Below are 26602 nucleotides of genomic sequence, written 5' to 3'. Positions count from 1 at the left end.
GTCACACCACTTCCGTCAGGTGTGACGCGGGCCGACGACGGGATTCGAGCCTGTTGGACGGTTCACGTAAGGTTCTGAGGGCGGCGAAACGTGTGGGGATTTCTGTCCGTGACGGTTCGCCGACGTTTAAACCGAGTGAAACGTCACGGAGGACCTGTTGTCTGCTGCGGATCTGACACGATCGATCTCCGCTCTCGCCTCCGACCGCCCTGACACCGTTGTCGTGTCGGTGGACGGTATGTCGGTGACGTACCGGGAGCTCGACGAGCGGCTGCAGCTGCTGGCGGGGGCCCTTTCCGATCGCGGCATGGATGCCGATGCGATCGTGTCCGTGGTCCTCACCGGTCTGGTTCCGACGATCGTAGCGGCCGAGGGTGGCATCGGTGGCGTGCTCGACAGGATCCACGCCGACGCATCCACCCTCGACCTTCCCGAGGAAGCCGCCGTTGCGCCCGCCGACGGGTGGCCGTTGGTCTCGGCCGTCGCGTTGTGGCAGGAGTGGGTCGAGCGCGATCCCGAGGCGATCGCCGTCGTCGAGGACGGCCGCCCGACCACCCGTGGCGAGCTCAACCGCAGGGCCAACCAGTTGGCGCGGGAACTCGCGTCTCGGGGCGTGCGACCCGATGATGTCGTCTCGCTGATCGTTCCCCGATCACTCGAGTGGATCGTCGGCATGCTCGCGGCGTGGAAGCTCGGCGCCGCCTACTCGCCGCTCGATCCCGCGTGGGCCATCGAGCGGACCGTGGGGCTCATCGAGGCGAGTGGGGCGAGGGCGGTGGTCGCGCTGAGCAGTTGGCCCGCGCTGGCCGAGGCTCCGTTCGAGGTGACGGTCCTCGACGATCCCGACACCGCGGCGCGCATGGAGGCGCACGAGGCGGCGGACCCGGATCGGGACCCGTGGACCGACGACGACGCGGGTATGCGACTGGCCTATGTCATCTCGACGTCGGGATCGACCGGCCGTCCGAAGCCGACGTTGGTGCCGATGCGCGGCGTGTCCAACACCTTCCAGGCCTACCGCCGCATGCTGGACTTCGGTGCGGGCACCGGCGTCCTGATGGCGAACTCGCCCCTTTTCGACCTGACCCAGAAGAACATCTGGGTCGCGCTCGCGTACGGCGGCGTGCTGCACCTCTCGGAGGACGGTTTCGACCCGCAGCCGATCCTGCGTCAGATCGGCTCGGGGGACGTCCGGATCGCCAATATGGCGCCGAGCGCCTTCGAGGTGCTGGCCGATCTCGACACCGAGGGCGTGCTGACGAACCTGGGTGCCGTGATCCTCGGCGGTGAGCAGATCAGGCCCGCCGCGTACAGCGGGTTGATCGGCTCCGGGACGCGGATGATCAACAGCTACGGTCCGACCGAGGCCTCCGACGTCACGTCGATCTATGAGCTGGACCTCTCCACGCCGGACGCCGAACAGGGCCAGATCCCGATCGGTACCGCCTGGGAGGGAGTCGAGTACCACGTCCTCGACGGCCGGCTGCGACCGGTGCCCGCGGGTATCACGGGTGAGCTCTACATCGGTGGCAATGCGGTCGGCCGCGGCTACGGGGGCATGACAGCACTGACCGCCTCGCGATTCATCGCGAGCCCGTTCGGAACCGGCGGCACCCGGCTGTACCGGACCGGCGACCTGGTGCGCGAGCGCAGCGACGGCGAGCTGGTGTTCCTGGGGCGCAGTGACTTCCAGGTCAAGATCCGCGGTCTCCGGATCGAGCTCGGTGAGATCGAATCCGCGCTGGTCGCCAATGCCGACGTTCTGCAGTCCATCGTCGTCGTGCACGACGACAACCGGGTGCAGCGGCTCGTCGGGTACGTGACCGCGGCCGCGGGCACGACGATCGACACCGATCAGGTGCTGGCCGACCTGGGTCGGACCCTGCCGGCGTACATGGTCCCCGACCTGTTGCTGGTACTGGACGAGATGCCGCTCAACACGAGCGGGAAGATCGACAGGAAGGCACTGCCACGCCCGCGGTTCGAGTCGCATTCCGATCACTACCGGGAGCCGTCCACCCCGGCCGAGATCGTGGTGGCGCAGATCTTCGGCGAGATCCTCGGCATCGAGCGGGTCGGCGCTGACGATTCGTTCTTCGAGATCGGTGGCAACTCGCTGTCGGCGGCCCGGGTGGTGGCGCGGGCCAACGCGGCACTCGGCTCGGACGTGAACCTGCGCGAGGTGTTCGACGCGCCGACCGTGGCCGGGCTGGCCGCGCTCGCGGCCGCTGGGGCGGGGACCGGTCGTCGTCGGCCGGAACTCGTGGCGCAGCCGCGACCCGAGCGGATCCCGTTGTCGCTGGCCCAGTCTCGGATGTGGTTCATCAACCAGTTCGACACCTCGTCGCCCGCGTACAACCTGCCACTCGGCATCCGGTTGACCGGCGCGTTCGACACCGAGGCCCTTGCGGCCGCGGTGACGAGTGTGCTCGAGCGGCACGAGTCGCTGCGCACCGTGTTCCCGGACGACGGGGACGGTCCGCACCAGGTGGTGTTGCCCACCGACGGCCTCGGCATCGATCTGACGCCGGTCCAGGTCCGTGACGATGCCGACCTGATGGCCACCCTCGGGGACCTCGCGTCGCAGGGCTTCGACGTGACCGTCGAGATCCCGGTCCGGCCGCGCCTGTTCCGGTTGGCCGAGAACGAGCACGTGCTGCTGTTCCTGGTGCACCACATCTCCTCGGACGGCGCGTCGATGGCGCCGCTGGCGAGGGACATCGTCGTCGCGTACTCGAGCTGGGTCAGCGGTGAGCGCCCCGAGTGGGCGCCGCTCGAGGTCCAGTACGCGGACTTCGCGATGTGGCAACGCGAACTGCTCGGCGTCGAGGACGATCCGGAGTCGCTGCTGGCGCGCCAGGTCGGCTACTGGGTCGACGAGCTCGCCGGGATCCCGGAGGTGCTGCCGCTGCCGACCGATCGCCCGCGTCCCGCGGTCATCTCCATGGAGGGCGCCCGGGTCGAGTTCGAGATCGGTCCGGATCTGCACGGCCGGTTGCTCGAGCTGGCGCGCGAGCACGAGGCGACCCTGTTCACCGCCGTGCACGCCGCGTTCGCCGTGCTCCTCTCGAAGCTGTCCGGCACGGACGACATCGTCCTCGGTACGCCGACCGCGGGTCGCGGCGAGCGTGAACTCGACGACCTCGTCGGCATGTTCGTCAACACCCTGGCATTGCGGACCGTGGTCGACCCGGCGAAGTCCTTCGTCGAGATGCTGCGCAGCACAAGGGAATCGGACATCGGTGCGCTCGCGCACGCGGACGTGCCGTTCGAGCGTCTGGTGGAACTCCTCGCTCCCGAGCGGTCGACCGCGCACTCGCCGATCTTCCAGGTTGTCATCGCGCTGGAGAACACCGAGGCCGCGGTCCTGGAACTGCCCGACCTCGTGGTCGGCGAGGTCGACCCCGGCGTGACCTTCGCGAAGTTCGACCTGCAGCTCTCACTGGGCGAGAAGGCCGATCGGTCGGGGATGACCGGCACCCTGGTCTACGCGACCGACCTGTTCGACGAATCGAGCGTGCGCACCCTCGGGGAGCGGTTCGTGCGTCTGCTCGAGGCGGTCACCGCTGATCCGTCGGTTCCGGTCGGCAACGTGGAGATCACCAGCCCGGACGAGCGGCGGGCCCTCACTCCCGTGCGCGGCGCGGATTCCGCGGCCTCGGTGTCGCTGGCGGACCTGCTGACCTCCGGAACCGCGGAACGCGGTGCGCCTGCCCTGGTCTCCGGCGACCGCGTGGTGTCCTACGGGGAGCTCGACGATCGATCGAGTGCCCTTGCCCGGGTGTTGATCTCGCACGGAGCAGGCCCCGAGACCTTCGTGGCGCTCTCGCTGGCGCGGTCGATCGAGTCGGCGGTCGCGGTATGGGCCGTCGCGAAGAGCGGCGCGGCGTTCGTGCCGATCGATCCCGCCTATCCCGCCGACCGGATCGAGCACATGGCCTCGGACTCGGGGGCGACGCTCGGCCTGACCACGGCGGGGGCGCTCTCCGGACTGCCGTCCGGCGTGCGCTGGCTGGCCATGGACGATCCCGGCTTCCTTGCGGACTGGAACGCCGAGCGCACGGATCCGATCCTCGACGCCGAGCGCACCACTGCTGCGCACGTGGACAACCCGGCGTTCATGGTCTACACCTCGGGATCCACCGGGCTGCCCAAGGGCGTCGCGGTCACGCACACCGGCCTGGTCAACATCGTTGCCGAGCACCGGGAGAAGTTCGGCGTGCAGGCCACGTCCCGGGTGCTGCACTTCGCGTCGCCGAGCTTCGACGGCGCGGTGTGGGAACTGCTGATGGCCTCGGTCGCGGGCGCGGCCGCCGTCATCGTGGCACCGGGCATCTACGGCGGCGACGAGCTGCGCGAGGTGATGCTCGAGCAGCGGGTCACGCACGGTTACACCGGACCCGCCGCGTTGAACACCGTCGATCCCACCGGTCTGGTGGACCTGGAGTCGATCTCGGTCGCCGGTGAGGCCGTCAGTCCGGAGCTGGTGTCCAAGTGGGCGCCCACCTATCCCTTCCGGAACCTGTACGGCCCCACCGAGACCACCATGATCGCGACCATCTCGGAACCGATGGTCGCAGGCGCGCCCGTCACCATCGGCGGCCCGATCCGCGGGGTGTCCGCGGTGGTCCTCGACGGGCGACTGCGCCCCGTCCCCTTCGGCGTGACGGGCGAGCTCTATCTCGCGGGTCCGGCGCTGGCCCGCGGCTATCACGGCCGTTTCGACCTGACCGCGGCCCGGTTCGTGGCCGACATGTCCGGTGGGGCGGGTGCTCGGATGTACCGCACCGGTGACCTCGTCCGCTGGGTCGACAGGTCTGCCGCGGGGGACCGGTCCCGGCTCGAGATCGAGTACGTGGGGCGCAGTGACTTCCAGCTCAAGGTGCGTGGCTTCCGGATCGAGCTCGGTGAGATAGACGGCGCACTGGCGGCGCACGATTCCGTCGACACCGCATACACGATCGGCCGGGAGGGGCCTGCCGGCGGCACCGTGCTGGTGTCCTACATCGTGCCCGTGCCAGGTGCCGCGCCAACGGACCGCGAGCTGATCGAGTTCGTGTCCCGTTCGCTGGCGCCGCACATGGTGCCCTCGGCGATCGTGGTGATCGACGCGCTGCCCGTGACGATCAACGGCAAGGTGGACCGGAAGGCGCTGCCGGAACCGGACTTCGGTTCGGCCGCGGACTCGTATGTCGCTCCGTCGAACGCGATGGAGGAACTGCTGGCCGGTCTGTTCGCCGAGGTGCTCGGCGTCGACCGGGTCAGCGTTGCCGACTCGTTCTTCGCGCTGGGCGGCGACAGCATCGTCTCGATCCAGTTGGTGGCCCGTGCCAAGGCCGCGGGCGTGCTGATCAAGGCCAGGGATGTCTTCGAACGCAAGACCGTCACCGGTCTCGCCCAGGTCGCGACCACGGCCGCCGAGGCGGGCGTCGCGGTGCTGGAGGAGATTGCAGGCGGCGGTGTCGGCGACATGCCGCTGCTGCCGGTGGCGCGCTGGGCACTGGAGAGCGGCGCGGGGTCGCGCTTCTCCCAGGCGGTGTTGCTGACGGCGCCGCTCGGACTCGACCGCGACACCCTGGCGGCGACGGTGCAGGCGGTGCTCGACCAGTATCCGATGCTGCGGTCGGTGCTGGCCTCCGCGGACGGGGGCGCACCCGTGCTGCGCACCCGCGAGGTCGGTGCGGTCGACGCGAAGGCGGTGATCGACCGGATCGAATTCGACGCCGAGAACACCCCCGGCAGTGCGGGATTCGAGCGGATCGCGGCCGCGGCACTGGACGCGGCCGCGGACCGACTCGACCCCGCCACCGGTGCGATGGTGCAGGTCGTCTGGTTCGATCCGGCGCCGCAGCTCGGTGAGGCGAACGGACGCCTGCTCCTGGTGCTGCACCACCTCGTGGTGGACGGCGTGTCCTGGCGCCTGCTGGTGCCCGCCCTCGCCTCGGCCTGGGGCCAGATCGTCGCGGGCGGTACGCCGAGCTTCGAGCCGGAGATCACCTCGATGCGGCGGTGGGCACACGCTCTCGCCGACGAGGCACGTTCGGACTCGCGGGTGGCCGAACTCGGTTACTGGCGTGAGGTTCTCGCGACGCAGGAGGCGCCGATCGGTTCGCGGCCGCTCGACGCGCAGCTCGACACCGTGGCGACGAGGGGACAGGTGTCTCTCGAGTTGCCCGCCGCGGTGACCGACGGACTGCTCACCGGGGTGCCCACCCGATTCCGGGGCGGTGCCCAGGACGGACTGCTTGCGGCCCTCGCCGTCGCCGTCGCCGCATGGCGGCGAGCCCGCGGCGGAAGCGGCGCGGGGGAGTCCTCGACCCTGATCACCCTGGAGGGACACGGCCGCGAGGACCAGGTGGCGCCGGGCGCCGACCTCTCGCGGACCGTCGGCTGGTTCACCAGCGTGTACCCCGTTCGGCTCGACCTCGGTGGCGCCGACCTCGATGACGCGCTTGCGGGCGGGGCGGCGGCGGGAACGGCGGTCAAGGCTGTCAAGGAGCAGCTGCTGGCGGTGCCGGACAACGGCATCGGGTACGGCCTGCTGCGGTACCTCAACCCCGAGACCGGCGCGGAGCTCAGCTCAGGGGCGGCTCCGCAGATCAGCTTCAACTACCTCGGCCGGTTCGGGACCGGAGAGCTCACCGACGAGATCCGTGGGCTCGGCTGGATCCCGGTCACCGACGGCGGCGAGCTCGGTGGTGCGGCCGATCCGGCCATGGCACCCGAGTCCGCGTTGGAGATCAACGCGTCGGTGCTGCCCGGCGGCGGCCTGTCGGCCACCCTGTCGTACGCGACCGGCGTGCTCACCGCGGCGGAGGTCGAGGAGTTCGCCGGTCTCTGGCGCACCGCGATGACCGCGATCAGCGAGCACACACGCACCGAGGCGGCCGGTGGTCTGACCCCGTCCGACCTTCCGCTGGTGTCGCTCACGCAGGACCAGATCGAGCTGTTCGAGTCCCGGTACCCGAGCGTCGAGGACCTCTGGTCCCTGTCCCCGCTGCAGCACGGCCTCCTGTTCCACGCGCTGCTCACTGAGGGCATGCCGGACGTGGTGGACGTCTACACCGCGCAGTTCGTGCTCGACCTGGCCGGATCGGTCGATGCCGATCGGCTGCGCCGCGCCGCCGACCGGCTCCTGGTCAGGAACCCGAACCTGCGCTCGGTGTTCCTCGTCGACGAGGCCGTGGGATCGGTCCAGGTCGTGGTCGGCGACACGCGGGTCCCGCTCACCGTGCACGATCTCAGCGGCCTCGACGAGGAGTCGAGGGCGGCCGAGCGGCAGCGGATCCTCGACGCGGACCGGGCGACGGGCTTCGACATGGCGACACCGCCGCTGGTCCGGTTGACCCTGCTGGCACTGGCGGCCGATCGCTGGCAGCTCGTGTTCACCAACCACCACGTGATCCTCGACGGCTGGTCCACCCCGCTGGTCATCCGTGAGCTGATGGCGCTCTACGCCGTGGACGGCGACGATTCGGTGTTGCCCCGGGCCAGGGACTACAAGGACTACCTGCAGTGGCTGGCCGGACAGGATCGTGCGCAGTCGCTCGAGACCTGGCGCGCGGCGCTTGCCGTTGCGGACGACCCGACCCTGCTGGCGCCGGCGGTGCAGGGCGTCAACCACGCCGCGGTGCCCGGCAAGGTGGAGGGCTCGCTCTCCGCCGAGGAGACCGCGGGCGCCGAGGCGCTGGCGGCCGAGCTCGGCGTCACGCTCAACACGCTGGTGCAGACGGCCTGGGGTGTCGTGCTCGGCATGCTCAGCGGCCGCGGCACCGTCGTGTTCGGTGCCACCGTGTCCGGCAGGCCGTCGGACCTGTCCGGGGTCGAGTCGATGGCCGGACTGTTCATCAACACGATTCCCGTTGCCGTGCGGCTCGATCCGCGCGAGGCGGTTCGTGACCTGCTGGCCCGCCTGCAGTCCGAGCAGGCCGGTCTGCTCGACCACCACTTCCTCGGCCTCACCGACATCCACCGTGCGGCAGGAGATGCCGCGCTCTTCGACACCGCCGTGATCTACGAGTCCTACCCGGTGGACACCTCCGGAGTGGGCGGCGACGTCGACATCGCCGGCATGCGGTTGATGGGTGTGGAATCCGCTGCCGCGAGCCACTTCCCGCTCTCGATCGTGGCGGCTCCGGTCGACGGCCGTCTGCACCTCGCCGCCGAGTTCCAGCACGAGGCCTTCGACGAGGCGACCGTCGCCGGTCATCTCGATCGCACGATCCGGGTGCTGCGCGAGTTCGTGGCGCGTCCGGAGGCGAACGTCGGCTCGCTGCGGCTCATCACCGACGACGAGCTGCGACTGCTCGACTCGTACAACCGCACCGAACTCGCCCGCACCTCCGAGACGTTGCTCGAGCGCATCGATGCGCGTGTCGCGCAGGACGCCTCCGCGATCGCCGTGGTGGCAACGGGCACGACCGTCACGCGCGGCGAGCTCGACCGCCGAGCCAACCGGTTGGCTCATGAGCTGATCGCGGCAGGCGTCGGCATCGACGACGTGGTGGCGCTGATCGTCCCGCGGTCGGTGGACTGGGTGGTCGGCATGCTGGCGGCGTGGAAGGTCGGCGCGGCCTACCTGCCGGTCGATCCGAAGGCGCCGTCGGACCGGATCGCGGCCATCCTCGAGGACTGTGAGGTCGCCGCCGTGGTGCTCGCGGACGGGTGGGGCGAGGAGCTCGCCTACTCCGGAGCGCTCGTGCGCCTTGGCGACGCGGACACCGAGGCCCGGCTCGCGAGCAGGCCCGAGACGGCCCCGCCGAACCGCTGGACCGAACCGGGTGCCGGTCATCGCCTCGCGTACGTGATCACCACCTCGGGATCGACCGGTAGGCCGAAGCCGACCCTGGTGCCGATGGCGGGCGTCCTCAACACCGCCGAGTGGTATCGCGGCGAGATTCTGTTGGAGCCGGGTGACGGTGCGCTGGTGGCGAACTCGCCGGTGTTCGACCAGACACAGAAGAACGTGTGGGTCACCCTGTCCGACGGTGGCGTGCTGCACCTGGCGGGGGACCCCTTCGACCCGGTCGAGATCCTGGAGATCATCGGCGGCGGCTCGGTGGTCAACGCGAACCTGGCGCCGAGCGCCTTCGCCACGCTGCTCGACGCGGACGCGGACCAGTCGGTCCTGCCCGCGCTGCGGTCGCTGCACCTGGGCGGTGAGTCGTTCAACCCGGCCAGGCTGGCGCATCTCGAGGCGGCGGGCACCCGCATCCACAACAACTACGGGCCGACCGAGGCCACCGACATGATCACCGATCACCGGCTGCACTCGGTGCTGACCGGCTACCCGGACGGTCGGGTCCCGATCGGTCCGGCGCTGCCGAACTACGAGCTGTACGTGCTCGATCAGCAACTGCGCCTGGTGCCCCCCGGTGTCGCGGGTGAGCTGTACATCGGCGGTCCGCTGGTGCTCGCCCGCGGCTACGGCAACCGGGTGGTGCTCACCGCGTCCCGGTTCGTGGCGAACCCGTTCCGTGGCGGCGGCGAGCGGATGTACCAGTCCGGCGACGTCGTGTACTGGAACGCCGACGGCGAGCTCGAGTACGTCGGCCGCACCGACTTTCAGGTCAAGATCCGAGGCCTGCGGGTCGAACTCGGCGAGATCGAGATGGCGCTGCTCGCCGACCCGCGGGTGGGCCAGGTCGCCGTGGTGGTGAAGACCACCGAGACCGGGATCGACCGGTTGGTCGCCTACGTGGTGCCCGCCGACTCCCCGGACGGACTCGAAGAGGCGGTCACCGAGATCGCCCGGGGCGCCCTGCCCGACTACATGGTGCCCTCGGCGGTCGTGGTCCTCGACGAGTTCGAGCTGACCCCCAGCGGCAAGGTCGATCGGAAGGCACTGCCGGATCCCGATTTCGGCTCCGCGGATGAGGCCTACGTGGCGCCGGCGACCGTCGTCGAGGAGATCGTCGCGGCCGTCTACGGCGAGCTGCTGTCGGTGCCCCGGGTGTCCGCGACCGACAGCTTCTTCGCCCTCGGCGGCGACTCGCTCGTCGCGACCAAGGTCGTGGCCCGGGTCAATGCGGGGACCGGGGCGGCGCTGCGTCTGCGCGACCTCTTCGAGGCGCCGACGGTATCCGAGCTGGCCGCCCGGATCGAAAACGGGGAAGGCCGCGCCGAGGCGCGCATCGAACTGGCGCCCCGGCCGCGCTCCGCCCGGATCCCGTTGTCGCTGGCGCAGTCTCGGATGTGGTTCCTGAACCAGTACGACATCACCTCGCCGGTCTACAACATCCCGATGGCGATCAGGCTCAGCGGCGCCCTCGACACCGACATCCTCCGGGCCGCGCTCGGTGACGTCCTCGAACGCCACGAGTCCCTCCGGACGATGTTCCCGAACACCGACGACGGTCCGCACCAGGTGATCGTGCCCGCGGCGGACGTCGACCTCGACGCGCGCACCGCGACCGTCGCGGAGTCCGAGCTGCCGGCCGAGCTGATCGCGTTCTTCTCCACGGGCTTCGACGTGACCACCGCGATCCCGTTGCGGGTCACGATCGTCGAGATCGCCGATGCGGATGCCGCCGAGCACGTGCTCGCGATGTCGATCCATCACATCTCGTCCGACGGCGCCTCGACCGCGCCGCTGGCCAGGGACCTCGTCACGGCCTACCTGGCACGCGTCGCCGGGGAGGCGCCGCGGTGGTCCCCGCTCGAGGTCCAGTACGCCGACTTCAGCATCTGGCAGCGCGAGGTCCTCGGCACCCCCGACGACCCGAAGTCGTTGGCGGCGCAGCAGATCGAGTACTGGAAGTCCGCGCTGGACGGGATCCCCGAGGTCCTCGAACTCCCGGGCGACCGGCCGCGGCCCCCGCAGCAGTCCTTCCGGGCGGGCAGCGTCGCCTTCACCGTCGACCCCGAGCTGCGGAGGCGCCTCGACGCGCTCGCCCGCGAGCACGGTGCCACCCTGTTCATGGCCGTCCACGCGGCACTCGCGGTGCTCCTCTCGAGGCTCGGCAACACCGACGACATCGCCATCGCGACCCCCGTCGCCGGTCGCGGCGAGCGCCAGCTCGACGATCTCGTCGGCATGTTCGTCAACACGCTGGTGCTGCGCACGGCCATCGACGCGAACGCCTCGTTCGCCGAGCTCCTCGAGCAGGTCCGGGAGACCGACCTCGGCGCGTTCGGCAATGCCGACGTGCCGTTCGAGCAGCTCGTCGAGGCCCTCAACCCGACCCGCTCGCGGGCGCACTCGCCGTTCGCCCAGGTGATCCTCGGATTCCAGAACCTCGAGCAGGCCGCGCTGGAACTGCCCGGTCTCACGGTGAGCGCACTGGAGAGCGGCCTGCAGGTCGCGAAGTTCGACCTGCAGCTGATGATGATGGAGAGTGATCCCGCCGGTGGCGGCGCGCTGACCGCCGAGTTCACCTATGCCGCCGATCTGTTCGACGAATCGACGGTCGCGGACTTCGCCACCCGCTTCCTGCGGGTCCTGGAATCGGTCGTCGAGGCGCCATCGCGCGCGGTCTCCGATGTGAGGCTGCTCGACCGCGACGAGCTGGCACGGCTCGCGCCGGTGTCGGGCGCCCCTGGGGTCGCGCCCGCGAGCCTGCCGGAGCTGCTGGCCGCGGCGGTCACGCTGAATCCGGACGCCAACGCGGTGGAGTACGGCGACCTCGCAGTGACCTATCGCGAACTCGACGAGCGCTCGAACAAGCTGGCGCGCAAACTGATCCGGCTGGGTGTCGGGCCGGAGGACTTCGTCGCGGTGGCGCTGTCGCGCTCGATCGAGTCGGTGCTCGCGGTCTGGGCGATCGCGAAGACCGGCGCCGCGTATGTCCCGCTCGACCTGTCGTACCCGCGGGAGCGGATCGAGTACCTGATCGCCGACTCCGGTGTTCGGGTCGGGCTGGCGACGGGCGCAGGCATGGCGACGCTGCCCACCACCGTGACGTGGCTGCCGCTCGACAGCGCCGAGCTCGCCGCGGAGGTCGAGGCCGAGTCCGCGGCCCCGATCGGCGACGCGGACCGGACCCGCCCGCTGTCCCTCGAGTCCGGTGCTTACATGGTCTACACCTCCGGCTCGACGGGTCGGCCGAAGGGCGTCCTGATCACCCACACCGGCCTGGCGAACCTCGCCGCGCAGGAGCGCGAGCACTTCTCGGTGACCCCGCAGTCGCGGACGATGCACTTCGCGTCGCCGAGCTTCGACGGCGCGGTCCTCGAACTCCTGCTCGCGTTCGGCGCGGGCGCGACGATGGTGATCGTCCCGCAGGGCATCTACGGTGGCGCCGAGCTCGGCGACTTCCTGCGCGAGCGGAGGATCACCCACGCCTTCGTGACCACCGCGGCGCTCGCGACGGTCGAGCCGACCGGACTCGACGCGCTCACCCATGTCGCGGTCGGTGGCGAGGCGGTGCACGCCGAGCTGGTGGTCAAATGGGCACCCGGCCGTCGGATGTACGACATCTACGGTCCGACAGAGACCACCGTCGTCGTCACGATGAGCGCGCCGATGGTGCCGGGCGAGCGGATCACCATCGGTGGCCCGACCCGGGGAACGGACGCCCTCGTGCTCGACGACCGTCTGCGGCCGGTCCCGGTCGGCGTGCCCGGTGAGCTGTACTTCGCCGGCGCGGCGCTGGCCCGCGGGTACCACGAGCGGTTCGCGCTGACCGCGGACCGGTTCGTGGCGAACCCGTTCGCGGAGACCGGCTCCCGGATGTATCGCACCGGCGACGTCGTCCGCTGGGTCGAGGTCGACGGCGAACTGGCCATCGAGTACGTCGGCCGCAGCGACTTCCAGCTCAAGGTGCGCGGATTCCGCATCGAGCTCGGCGAGATCGACGCCGCCCTCTCGCGGCACGAGAGCGTCGAGTTCGCGGCCACCGTCGGACACAAGACGGCCTCGGGGAACACCGTCCTGGTCGCCTACGTCCTCGCGGCGGACGGCCACTCGATCGACAGGTCCGCACTGACCGAGTACGCGGGCGTCGAGATGCCGGCTCACATGGTGCCGTCGGCGTTCATGGAGATCGACGCGATCCCGCTGACCCCCAATGGCAAGTTCGACCGCAGTGGCCTGCCGGAGCCGGTGTTCGAGCAGTCCGGTGAGTTCGTCGCCCCGCGTAACCCGATCGAGGAGGTCGTCGCCGGGGTCTTCGCCGACGTGCTCGGCGTCGACCGGGTGTCAGTGGACGAGGACTTCTTCGACGCCGGCGGCAACTCGTTGGTCGCGACCCGGGTGATCGCCCGGGTGAACGCGGCGCTCGGAGTCCGGTTGGGTGTGCGTGAGCTGTTCGACGCGCCGACGGCGGCGTCTCTCGCGGTGGCGGCGGCCTCGGCAGGCCGCGACGGCGACCGGCCCGCGCTGGTGGCCGGCCCGCGCCCCGATCGGGTGCCGCTGTCGATGGCGCAGAAGCGGATCTGGTTCCTCAACCAGTTCGACACCGCCTCGGCCGCCTACAACATTCCGCTGGGGGTCCGGCTGACCGGTGAGCTCGATGTCGCCGCGCTCGAGGCGGCCATGCGCGATGTGCTGGCGCGGCACGAGTCGCTGCGCACTGTATTCCCGTCCGGCCCCCATGGTCCCGAGCAGCGGGTGATCCCGGTCGAGTCGGCGCACGTCGACCTGACCCGGAGCACCGTCGGCGAGGTGGACCTGATAGCGCGGGCGGCCGAGTTCGCCGGCCGTGGCTTCGATGTGACGGACTCGATCCCGTTGCGCGCGGTGCTGTTCGAGGTTGCGCCGGACGACCACGTCCTGCTCGTGGTGGTGCATCACATCAGTGCCGACGGCTCCTCGATGGCGCCCCTGGCCCGGGACGTGATGCTCGCGTACGTCGCTCGTTCGCAGGGCGAGGCGCCGCAGTGGGAGCCGCTCGCGGTCCAGTACGCGGACTTTGCGCTGTGGCAGCGGGAGGCGTTGGGCTCGGAGGACGACCCGGAGTCCGTGATCGCGACGCAGATCGAACACTGGCGCACCGCGCTGGACGGCCTGCCGGACCTGCTGGAACTGCCGACGGACCGGCCGCGCCCGGCCGTGCAGTCGATGGCAGGCGAACGGGTGAGCTTCCCCGTTCCCGCGGAGGTCACTGCCGGCGTCGAGGCCCTGGCACGGCGGTCGGGTGCGACCTCGTTCATGGTGATGCAGGCCGCCTATGCGGTGCTGTTGGCGCACCTGTCCGGTACCGGTGACGTCGCGGTGGGGACGGCGGTGGCAGGTCGCGGTGAGGAGGCCCTCGACCCGATCGTGGGCATGTTCGTCAACACCTTGGTGCTGAGGACGCGCGTCGATTCGGGTGCTTCCTTCGAGTCGGTGCTGGAGTCGGTTCGCGAGGGTGACCTGCGGGCGTTCTCGCACGCGGATCTGCCGTTCGAGCGGTTGGTGGAGATCCTGGATCCGCCGCGGTCCACAGCGCACGCGCCGTTGGTGCAGGCTTCGTTCGGGTTCGAGAACATCGATTTCCCGGTCTTCGAGCTGCCTGGCCTGCGGGTCACCGGCCTCGACACCGACCTCGGTCAGGCCAAGTACGACCTCGAGCTGTCGTTCTCCGAGATCGGCTCGGGTTTCGAGGGCACCTTCGGGTTCGCCACTGCGCTGTTCGACCGTGTCACGGTCGAGCGGATGGCTCGGCGGTATGTCCGGATTCTCGAGGCCGTCGTGGCCGATCCGTCGATGGTGGTGGGGGATCTGGATCTGCTCGACGACGCCGAGCGTGAGCGGATGCTGGTGGAGTTCAACCGGACACAGGTGCCGGTGGAGCCGACCACGTTGGTGGAGTTGCTGGATCGTTCGGTGGCGCGCAACCCCGAGTCCGCGGCGGTGACGTTCGAGGGTGTGACGCTCACCTACTCGGAGTTCGATGCGCGGGTCAATCGTCTTGCGCGGCATCTGATCTCGTTGGGTGTGGGGCCGGAGGATCGGGTGGTCCTGGCGGCGCGGCGCTCGATGGAGATGCTGGTCGGGATGTATGCGGTGATGAAGGCCGGCGGTGCGTATGTGCCGGTGGATCCGGATCAGCCGGCGGACCGTGTGGAGCGGGTCCTCGAGCTGTCGCGGCCCGTGTGTGTGCTGACCACGTCGTGGGACGAGGCGGCGCTGCCCGAGGGTGTGACCGTGGTCGAGATCGACCGGGCGGACGTCGGGCATCTCGACGCCGCCCCGATCACGGATGCGGAGCGGGTGTGTCCGTTGCACCGGGCGAACCCGGCGTATGTGATCTTCACGTCGGGTTCGACGGGTGTGCCGAAGGGTGTGTCGGTCAGTCACGCGGCGATCGTCAACCAGCTGGGCTGGTTTGTCGGTGAGTACGGGATGACCGCTGCTGATGTGGTGATTCAGAAGACGCCGACGGTGTTCGATCCGTCGGTGTGGGAGTTGTTCGTCCCGTTCATCGTCGGTGGGCATCTGGTGATCGCCAAGCCCGAGGGGCATCGTGATGCGGAGTATCTGATCGAGCTGTCGCGCCGGTATGGGGCGACGGTGCTCGGGTTTGTGCCGTCGATGTTGGCGGCGTTCCTGTCGGGTCCGGAGTTGGCGTTCCCGCCGTCGGTGCGGGCGCTGCAGTTGGCTGGTGAGGCGTTGAGCCCGGAGTTGGCGGCGCGGACGATGCGGGCGTCGGATGTGCGGATCAACAATGCGTATGGTCCGGCGGAGACGACGCTGACGTCGGTGCATTACTGGGCCGGCGGGTCGGAGACGGTCGCGATGCCGATCGGTGTCCCGGTGTGGAATTCGCAGGCGTATGTGCTCGATGAGCGTTTGCACCCCGTCGCCCCCGGGGTCAGGGGTGAGCTGTATCTGTCGGGTGGTCAGGTCGCACGCGGCTACCACGACCGGCCCGCACTGACCGCGGAGCGGTTCGTCGCGAACCCCTTCTCGGCGGACGGCGCTGTCATGTATCGCACCGGTGACGTCGCCCGGTGGGGTGCGGACGGGCAGTTGGAGTATTTGGGCCGCACGGACTTCCAGGTGAAGCTGCGTGGTCAGCGGATCGAGTTGGGTGAGATCGAGTCGGCGCTGCTGGAGCAGCCTGCGGTGGAGCAGGCGGTCGTGGTCGCCGCGGACACCGAGCGCGGCAAGCGGCTGGTGGGCTATGTCGTCGGATCCGACGTGAACACCGCGGATCTCGGTGCGGCGCTGTCGGCGGCGCTGCCCGGTTACATGGTTCCGGACGCGATCGTGCTGCTCGAGGCCATGCCGGTGACCGGGAACGGCAAGCTGGATCGTAAGGGGTTGCCTGCGCCGGACTTCGGTGGCGACGAGCGGGCGTATGTGGCGCCGCGGACGCCTGCGGAGGAGACCCTCGCGGCGGTGTTCGCTGAGGTGCTGGGTGTGGATCGGGTGAGTGTGGAGGAGTCGTTCTTCGCGCTCGGTGGTGACAGCATCATGTCGATCCAGCTGGTGACGAGGGCCAAGGCCGCGGGCCTTGCCTTCACAGCCCGTCAGGTCTTCGAGCACCGCACGGTCGCGGGGATTGCCGCGGTCGCCGGGGAGGCCACCGTGGCCGCCATCGCCCTGGCGGAGCTGCCGGGCGGCGGAGTGGGCGAGATGCCGCTCATGCCGATCATGCGGGCCACCGCCGAGCGTGGTGGCCTGCTGCGCCGGTTCTCGCAGTCGAGCTTCGTGACGTTGCCGCACGGAATCGACCGTGCCACGGTGGAATCGACGATCCAGTCCGTGCTCGATCGGCACGACGCGCTGCGTCTGCGATGGAACGCCGACGGCTCCGGGCTCACCGTCACCGAGGCCGGGTCGGTCCCGGCGGCACGGCTGGTCCACCGCGTCGAGTTCGGGTCGCGACCCGGTGCGGAGGAGTTCACCGCGCTCGTCCGTGGCGAGTTCGAGGCGGCCGCAGACCGGCTCGATCCCGCTGCCGGGGTCGTGGCCCAGTTCGTCTGGTTCGACCCGGCGGCCGGGGCGGGTGCCACCAACGGTCGTCTGTTGATGGTGATCCACCACCTCGCGGTTGACGGTGTGTCCTGGCGGATCCTGTTGCCGGACTTTGCTTCCGCGTGGGGCCAGGTGCAGTCGGGTGTGCAGCCCGAGCTGGCCGAGGTGGGTACCTCGCTGCGCCGGTGGGCTCACGGGCTCGCCGAGGCCGCGGTGTCCGAGCGGCGCGCCGGGGAGCTCGGCTACTGGCGGAGCGTGCTCGAGGGCGCCGACCCGACCCTCGGGTCGCGGCCGGTCGATCCCGCGATCGACGTGGTGTCGACGACCGCGGGGGCCCGGGTCGAGGCGTCCGCCGAGACCACCGAGGGGCTGCTGACCGCGGTGCCGCGGGCCTTCGGCGGCGGTGTCAACGACGGACTGCTCGCCGCCCTGGCGCTCGCGGTGGCGCGCTGGCGTGAGCGGCGCGGCATCGCCGCGTCGGCGACCCTGCTCGGCCTGGAGGGACACGGCCGCGAGGAGGAGGCGGTCGAGGGTGCGGACCTGTCCCGCACCGTCGGCTGGTTCACCTCGCTGTTCCCGGTTCGGATCGACGTGTCTGGGGTGGACCTGGACGACGCCTTCGCGGCCGGCCCGGCCGCGGGCCAGGCGATCAAGATGGTCAAGGAGCAGCTCCTCGCCGTCCCGGACCGGGGCATCGGATACGGACTCTTGCGGTACCTGAACGCGGACACGGCCCCGGAGCTGAGCGGCTTCGCCGCCCCTCAGATCGGCTTCAACTACCTCGGCAGGACCGGTGCGTTCGAGGTCACCGACGAGATGCGCGAGATGGGCTGGGTGCCCGTCGGTGACGGCGGCGTCCTCGGGTCGGCCCTCGACCCGGACATGCCGGTGTCCGCGCTCGACATCAACGCGGTCGTCTCGAACTCCGAAGGCGTCGAGACGCTCTCGACGGCGTTCGACTTCGCGACCGGCGTGCTGTCGGGCGAGGACGTCGCCGAATTGGCGGAGCTGTGGACCGCCGCGCTCGACGCGGTCGCGAGCCATGCGGGCAGCGAGGGCGCTGGTGGGTTCACCCCCTCCGACCTTCCGTTGGTCTCGCTGACGCAGTCGCAGATCGAAGGGTACGAGGCGCGCTTCCCGACGATGTCGGACATCTGGTCGCTCTCGCCGCTGCAGTACGGCATGTACTTCCATGCGGCGCTGGCAGAGTCCGCCGTCGACGTCTACACGGCACAGCTGTGTCTGCGGCTCGGCGGCGTCGTCGACGCCGACCGGATGCGCCGGGCCGCCCAGGCACTGATCGATCGGCACCCCAGCTTCCGTACCGCCTTCGTCACCGACGACACGGGCATCGCGGCGCAGGTGGTGCTCGAGGACACCGAGATCCCGTTCGTCACCGTCGATCTGTCCGGCCTGGACGAGGCCGACCGGGGCGCCGAGCGGACCCTGATCGTCGAACAGGACCGACTGGCCAAGTTCGACCTCGGCGAGCCGCCGCTGATGCGGTTGACGCTGATCACCCTCGGCGAGGGTGAGTACGAGCTGGTGGTGATGAACCACCACATCGCGATCGACGGTTGGTCCACGCCGTTGGTGCTCAAGGAACTGCTGGTGCTGTACGCGGCGGACGGCGACGCCTCGGTGCTGCCGCAGGCGCGCTCGTACCGCGACTTCCTGGCGTGGCTGGCCGAGCGCGACCACGCGCGTTCGCTGCTCGCGTGGGAGGACTCGCTCGCCGGTGTGGAGGGGCCGACGCTGCTCGTCTCCGGCGACCGGGGCCGCCAGCAGGACAACACCTCCGGCCAGTACCTCACCCAGCTGGGTGCGACGGAGACCGCGGAACTCGTCTCCCGTGCACGCGAACTCGGCGTCACGCCGAACACCTTCGTGCAGGTCTCCTGGGCGATCCTGCTCGGCGCGCTCACCGGCCGCGAGGACACCGTGTTCGGAGCCACCGTCTCGGGCCGGCCGCCGGAGATCCCCGGCGTGGAGTCGATGATCGGCCTGTTCATCAACACGGTGCCGCTGCGCGTGCACCTGGATCCGTCGGAGTCGGTGGCACAGCTGCTCACCCGTGTGCAGGCCGAGCAGGCCGACCTGCTCGACCATCACTACGTCGGCCTGGCCGAGATCCAGCGCGCCGCAGGCGAAGCCGCGATGTTCGACACCCTCGCGGTGTTCGAGTCTTTCCCCGTCGACATGGCGGGTGCGACCTCGCAGACCGACATCGCCGGAATGCGGGTGCTCGGCATGGACGGCATCGATGCCGCGCACTACCCGGTCGCGATGACCGCCAGCCTCGACAGCGCGCTGCACCTGAAGTTCATCCACGCCACCGAACTGGTCGACGAGGCGGCGGTGCGGACCCTGTCCGAGCGGTTCATCCGCGTACTCACCACGGTGGTCGCCGAACCGTCGACGGCGGTGGGCGACGTGGCCGTCACCGACGCGGCCGAGCGCGCGGCGCTGTCCCCGGTGCGGGGACCGGTCCGACCGGAGCCGGCCCGGACGCTGCCCGAACTGCTGGCCGCCGCGGCCGCGGACCGGGCTGCGACCGCCCTGATCCTCGGCGACCGGACCGTGTCCTACGGGGAACTCGACGATCGTTCGAACGCGCTCGCGCGGGTGCTCATCGAGGCGGGTGTCGGACCGGAGTCGTTCGTGGCCCTCGCGTTGCCGCGCTCGATCGAGTCGCAGGTGGCGCTGTGGGCGATCGCGAAGACCGGTGCCGCGTTCGTCCCGATGGACCCGGCGTACCCGTCGGACCGCATCGAGCACATGGTCACCGACTCCGGAGCGGTGCTCGGGCTCACCGACACCGAGCACGCGGCGGACCTGCCGGGCGGAGGATCCGCCGCGGCCCTCTCGTGGCTGGTCCTCGACGACCCGCGGTTCGCGGACCGGTGGGCGGCCGCCTCGACCGCACCGCTGACCGACGCCGATCGCACGGCACCGGTGCGCGAAACCGGTGCCGCGTACGTGATCTACACGTCCGGGTCGACCGGACTGCCGAAGGGCGTCGTCGTCTCCCATGTGGGCCTGGCGAACTTCGCGGCCGAGCAGCGCGAGCGCTATTCGGTGACCTCGGGGTCGCGGGCGCTGCACTTCTCGTCGCCGAGCTTCGACGCGTCGATGCTGGAGCTGTTGCTGGCGATCGGGTCGGGTGCGGCCCTGGTGATCGTGCCGCCGGTCGTCTACGGCGGGTCGGAGCTGGCCGAGGTGATCGCCACGGGCGGCGCGACGCACGCGTTCATCACCCCGGGCGCGCTGGCCTCGCTCTCGCCCGAGGGCCTGGACTGCCTGCAGCATCTGGTCGCGGGCGGTGAGGCGGTGCCGGACAACCTGGTCGACATCTGGGCGCCGGGCCGCAACTTCTACAACGGTTACGGCCCTACCGAGACGATCATCATGGCGGCGATCAGCAACGCGCTGACCCCCGGCGAGCTGCTCACGATCGGCGGACCCATCCGGAACATGACCGCCGTGGTCCTCGACTCGCGGCTGCGGCCGGTCCCGGTCGGGGTGGCCGGCGAGCTGTACATCGGCGGCGTCCAGATGGCCCGCGGCTACCATGCCCGCCCGGCATTGACCGCGGATCGATTCGTGGCCAACCCCTTCGGTGATCCCGGTGCCCGCATGTACCGAAGCGGCGACGTGGTGCGCTGGGTCCGACGTGGGGCGAGCGGAGCGACGGGGGATGTCACTGCCGACGGACTCGAGATCGAGTACGTCGGCCGCAGCGACTTCCAGGTGAAGGTGCGCGGTTTCCGCATCGAGCTCGGCGAGATCGACGCGGCGCTGTCCGCACACGAGACGGTGGACTTCGCGGTCACCGTCGGCAGGCAGGGACCATCGGGGGCCACGGTGCTCGTGGCGTACGTCGTGCCGGTCGCATCCGCGACGGTCGAGGTCGCCGCCCTGACCGAGTTCGTCGGCCGCTCGTTGCTCGCGCACATGGTGCCGTCGGCGATCGTGGTCCTCGATGCGATCCCGTTGACCGTCAACGGCAAGGTGGACCGCAAGGCGCTGCCCGAGCCCGACTTCGGTTCCTCGCTCGAATCGTTCGTGGCTCCCACGAACCCGGTGGAGGAGATCCTGGCCGGACTGTTCGCCGAGGTTCTCGGCGTGGACCGGGTCAGCGTGGTCGACTCGTTCTTCGCGCTTGGCGGCGACAGCATCGTCTCGATCCAGCTGGTCACCCGGGCAAAGGCGGCCGGCGTGCTGATCCGGGCGCGTGATGTGTTCGAGCGCAAGACCGTCGCCGGATTGGCGCAGGTCGCCACGCTCACCTCGGAGTCCGGCGGCGCGGTGGTTCTCGCCGAGCTCGAGGGCGGGGGAGTCGGCGACATGCCGCTGACCCCGATCATGCGATGGATGACCGAACGCCCGGGTGGCCACAACCGGCTGCTCATGCCGGCCTATCTCGCGCTGCCCGAGGGCATCGACCGGGCCGGTCTCCTGGCCACCCTTGGTGCGCTCTTCGAGCGACACGACATGCTCCGGTCGTCGATCCCCGGAGCCGACCCGATCCTGTCGATCGGCACCGCGGGGTCCGTCGACGTGGACGCGTTGATCAGCCGGGTCGAGTTCGATGCCGGGTCGCTGCCGGGCAGCCCTGAATTCGAGGCCCTCGCGGCTCCCGCCTTCGAGGAGGCGGCCGGTCTCCTCGACCTCGCCACGGGTTCGGTCGTGCGGTTCGTGTGGTTCGACCCGGCCCCCGGCACCGAGGGCGCAGGCCGACTGCTCATCGTCGCCCACCACCTCATCGTCGACGGCGTCTCCTGGCGCATCCTGGTCGCGGACCTGCTGGCCGCGTGGCAGTTCGTCGCCGGGGGCGCCACTCCGGAGCTGCCGCCGGTCGGGACCTCCATGCGCCGCTGGGCGCACGGTCTCGCCGACGAGGCGAACAGCGCGGCCCGGGAAGCCGAGATGTCGTACTGGCGAACGGTGCAGGGCGGGGACGACCCGTTGCTGGCGTCGCGCCCGCTCGACCCTGCGGTCGACGTGTTCGCGTCCATCGCCGAAGTGAAGGTCGAACTGTCCGAGCAGGTCACCGACGCGCTGTTGACGGCGGTGCCCGCGGCCGTCCGGGGCGGCGTGAACGACGGCCTGCTCGCCGCGCTGGCCCTCGCCGTCTCTGCATGGCGTCGTGATCGCGGCGTGGACGAGTCCTCGACGCTGATCAAGCTCGAGGGCCACGGCCGCGAGGAAGACACTGTGCCCGGTGCGGACCTGACCAGAACCGTCGGCTGGTTCACCAGTATGTTCCCGCTCCGACTCGACCTGCCGGGGATCGATCTCGACGCCGCACTGGCAGGCGGTGCCGCCGTCGGTTCGGCGGTCAAGGCAGTGAAGGAACAGCTGCTCGCGCTGCCGGACAAGGGCATCGGGTATGGCCTGCTGCGGTACCTGAACGAGCGGACGTCGGCCGAACTGGCCGCACTGCCGCTGCCGCAGATCGGCTTCAACTACCTCGGTCAGCTCGGCGGCGAGGAGCCGGCGGATTCCGCGCCGATCGGCTGGCTGCCCGCCCCGAAGGGCGAGCTGTCGGTGTCGGCTGCCCCGGACGCGGACCTGCCCGCCGCGGCGGTCGTGGACATCAACGCCGAGGTCACCGGGGCCCGGCTGAGCGCCACCTTCGCGTACCCACCGGGACTGATCGACGAGTCCGAGGTGCGTGCGCTGGCCGAGTTGTGGTCGCGCGCCCTCGAGGCCATCGGGCGCTGGGCCGAGGCGACGCCGAGAGCGACGTTCACGCCCGCCGATCTGCCGCTGGTGTCGTTGTCGCAGCACGAGATCGAGAGGGTCGAGGCCGAGTACCCGTCACTGGCGGATGTCTGGTCGCTGACGCCGCTGCAGGAGGGCATGTTCTTCCATGCGGTGCTGGCGGAGAGCTCGACCTCGCTCGACGTCTACACCTCGCAGGTGGTGATGGAACTCGGCGGAGCCGTCGACGTCGCCCGCCTGCGCGCGGCGGCACAGGCGCTGGTGGACCGGCACCCGAACCTGCGGGCCGGTTTCCGGCATGACGACGAGGGCAACGCGATCCAGGTGATCGTGGACGGGGCGAGCGTTCCGTTCCGCGAGGTGGACCTCGGCCGCAACGGCGACGACGGCGACCGCCAGCGGATCCTGGACGAGGACCGCAGGCAGCGGTTCGAGATGTCCGAGCCCCCGCTGGTCCGGTTCAGTCTCATCACGCGAGCGGACGGTACGTATTCGCTTGCGATGACGAGCCACCACATCCTGGTCGACGGTTGGTCGATGCCGTTGCTGCTCAAGGATCTGATCGTGCTGTACGCGGTCCGCGGCGACGGATCGGTGCTGCCGCCGGTCCGCTCCTACCGGGACTTCCTCGAATGGCTGTCCACCCGCGACGCGGCGGCCTCTCTCGAGCAGTGGAGCGCGTCCCTGGTGGGTGCGGAGGAGCCGACGCTGCTGGCGCCCGCCGACCGTGGTCGCGAACAGTCCTCGCTTCCTGGGCAGGTCAGTCTGCACCTGTCGGCCGAACGGACCGACCTGCTGGCGGGTCTCGCGCGCGAACTGGGCGTCACCCTCAACACGGTGGTGCAGATGGCGTGGGGTCTGGTGCTCTCGCGCCTGATCGGCCGTGACGACGTCGTGTTCGGTGCCACGGTCTCGGGTCGCCCGCCCGAGCTGTCGGGCGTGGAGTCGATGGTCGGCATGTTCATCAACACGCTGCCCGTGCACATCCGCGTGGATCGCGCCGAGACGGTGACCGAGCTACTGCGCCGCATCCAGGGTGAGCAGTCGGACCTGCTCGAACACCATCACGTGGGCCTGCAGACGATCCAGCAGCGCACCGGCGCGGGCTCCGTGTTCGACACCATCACCGTGTTCGAGTCGTACCCGGTCGATGCCGCCGCCGCGACCGCGGACGCGGACATCGACGGCATGCGCCTGCTCGGCGTTGGTGGCGCGGACGCGAACACCTTCCCGCTGTCGCTGTACATCGAGGCGGGTGATCGCCTGCAGTTGGACGCGAAGTTCCTGACGGACCTCTTCGCCCCCGAGGAAATCGAGGCGATCCTGGACCGGGTCGACCGGATCCTCGCCGCGGTGGTCGCGGATCCGGGCGTCAGGGTCGGGGGCCTCGACGTGCTCTCCGACATGGAGTACGCCGAACTCGAGCGCTGGAACGCGACCGATCACGAGATCCCGGCGGCGACGTTGGCCGATCTCTTCGATGCCCAGGTGGTGCGGACGCCGGATGCGGAGGCGCTGGTGTTCGAGGGTGAGGAGCTCACCTACGCGGAGTTCGACGCGCGGGCGAACCGGTTGGCCCGCCACCTGATCGAGATGGGCGTCGGCCCGGAATCGATGGTGGGGCTTGGTATCCGGCGTTCGCTGGATCTGATGATCGGCATGTACGCGATCGTCAAGGCGGGCGGCGCGTATGTGCCGATCGATCCGGATCACCCGGCGGAGCGCACGAACTATGTGCTCGAGACGGCGAACCCGGTGTGCGTGCTGACCACCTCGCGGGACCGGTTCGAGGTGGACGGGCGTTTCGACATGCTCGAGATCGACCGTCTGGATGTGTCCGGCAATGCGGCGACCCCGGTCACCGATGCGGACCGTCGCGCCCCGCTGCACCTGGACAACTCGGCGTACGTGATGTTCACGTCGGGTTCGACCGGCAAGCCGAAGGGCGTCGTCGTCACCCACCGTGCGATCGTGAACCAGCTGGTGTGGAAGCAGTCCGAGTACGGACTGGGCACCGACGACGTGGTGCTGCAGCAGATCGCCATGACGTTCGACGTCTCGGTGTGGGAGTTCTTCTGGGCCTTGCAGAACGGTGCCCGCCTGGTGATCGCCAAGCCGGACGGCCACAAGGACATGGAGTACTTGGCCGGGCTGATCGCCGGGCACGGTGTCACCACGGCGACCTTCGTGCCGTCCCCGCTGGGCGTGTTCGTCGCGGTCGCCGACGCGCCGTCGTTGCGGACGCTCAAGCGGGCGTTTGTGATCGGTGAGGCGCTGCCGCCGGAGACGGCGGCGCGGTGGCGTGAGCTGACCGACGCGGGCCTGCACAACATGTACGGGCCGACGGAGGCCGCGGTGTCGGTGACGAACTGGGAGGCGCGTGCGGAGGACACGGTCACGACGCCGATCGGTTTGCCGCAGTGGAACGTCCAGGTGCACGTGCTCGACGCGGGGCTCCGGCCCACCCCGGCCGGGGTGGCGGGTGAGCTGTATCTGGCGGGTCCGCAGCTGGCGCGCGGGTATCTGACGCGGCCGGGGATCTCCTCGGATCGCTTCGTGGCGAACCCGTTCGGCGGTTCGGGTGAGCGGATGTACCGGACCGGTGACCTGGTTCGGCGCCGCGGGGATGGGGTGCTCGAGTACATCGGGCGTACCGATTTCCAGGTGAAGCTGCGTGGTCAGCGCATCGAGCTCGAGGAGATCGAGTCGGCAGTGCGGGGCTTCGACGGGGTGCGGCAGACCGCCGTCCTGGTGCAGTCCGACGAGCGCGGCGACCATCTGGTCGCCTACGTGGTGCCGGAGGACGGTGGCACGGTGGATGCGGACGAGCTGAAGCGGTACGTGGCGACGGTGCTACCGGTGTACATGGTGCCGAACGCGGTCGTCGTTCTCGACGAGTTCCCGCTCAACCCCAGCGGCAAGCTCGACCGCAAGCTGCTGCCGGTGCCGGAGTTCGAGGACACCGGCGAGTACCGGGCCCCGAGCACGGCCACCGAGGCCGCCGTGGCGGAGGTGCTCGCGGAGATACTCGAGATCGAGAAGGTGTCCGTGGACGCGTCCTTCTTCGACCTGGGCGGCAACTCGCTGACCGCGACCCGGGTGATGGCGCGGCTCGCCGAGGTGCTCGGGGTGTCGGTGCCGTTGCGGGCCGTGTTCCTCGACCCGACGGCCGAGGGCATCGCGGCGGCGATCGACGCCGAGTCCGGCGCGGAGAGCGCAGGCGGGACCGGGGCGGACATGTTCGACGTCCTGCTCCCGATCCGCGCGGCCGGTGAGCGGTCGCCCGTCTTCGCCGTGCACCCGGTGCTGGGGCTGTCGTGGGCGTACACCGCTCTGACCCCGGTGCTGGACGGGCAGACGCCGGTCTACGGTCTGCAGTCGCCCGCGGCGTCCGGCGACGCCACGCTGCCGGACTCGATCGAGGAGATCGCGCACCGGTACGTGACGGAGATCCGAGCTGTGCAGCCGAGCGGGCCGTATCGGCTGCTGGGCTGGTCGCTCGGTGGTGTGATCGCGCATGCGATGGCCGTCGAGCTCCAGGCCGCGGGGGAGTCGGTCGAGCGGCTGATCATGCTCGACAGCTTCGCGGGCGAGGCGGCGGACGCACTCGGTGACGGCGCGGCGGTGACGGCCGAGGAGATCCTCGGCGGCTTCGGTATCGCGGCGACGGCAGACCTCGATCCGGCGGAGGCCGGCATCGACGAGGTGCTGGAACTGATCCGGGCGTCGACCGGCGGTCCGCTGTCCGCGGTGTCCGAGGACTGGCTGCGACAGATGGTCGCGTCGGCCACGAACTCGGTGGAGCTGATGCGCCGCTACGTCCCCGGCCGCTTCGAAGGCGACCTGGTGCTGTTCACCGCGGGCCACGGGCGCGAGGACGACACCATCGCGGCGCGGTCCTGGTCCCCGGCGGTGTCGGGCACGGTCCGGCACCGGTCCGTACACGCCACGCACTGGGCGATGATGAGCCCCGCCGCGCTCGAGGAGATGGGGCCGGTGCTTCGGGAACTGCTTGCGGGCCCGATCGAGTAG

The 26602-nt window shown here is 70.3% G+C and carries 1 protein-coding gene; it reads left to right on the top strand.

Going from position 1 to position 26602, the window contains the following annotated elements:
* Positions 1-157: 157 nt before the first annotated feature.
* Positions 158-26602, top strand: a complete 26445-nt coding sequence (locus RM1_RS03580; protein ID WP_143069401.1) for a non-ribosomal peptide synthase/polyketide synthase — start codon at positions 158-160, stop codon at positions 26600-26602.

It is taken from the genome of Rhodococcus maanshanensis NBRC 100610 (assembly GCF_001894865.1).
GTDB lineage: Bacteria > Actinomycetota > Actinomycetes > Mycobacteriales > Mycobacteriaceae > Rhodococcus_G > Rhodococcus_G maanshanensis.
This window is presented reverse-complemented; position numbering and strand designations above follow the sequence as displayed.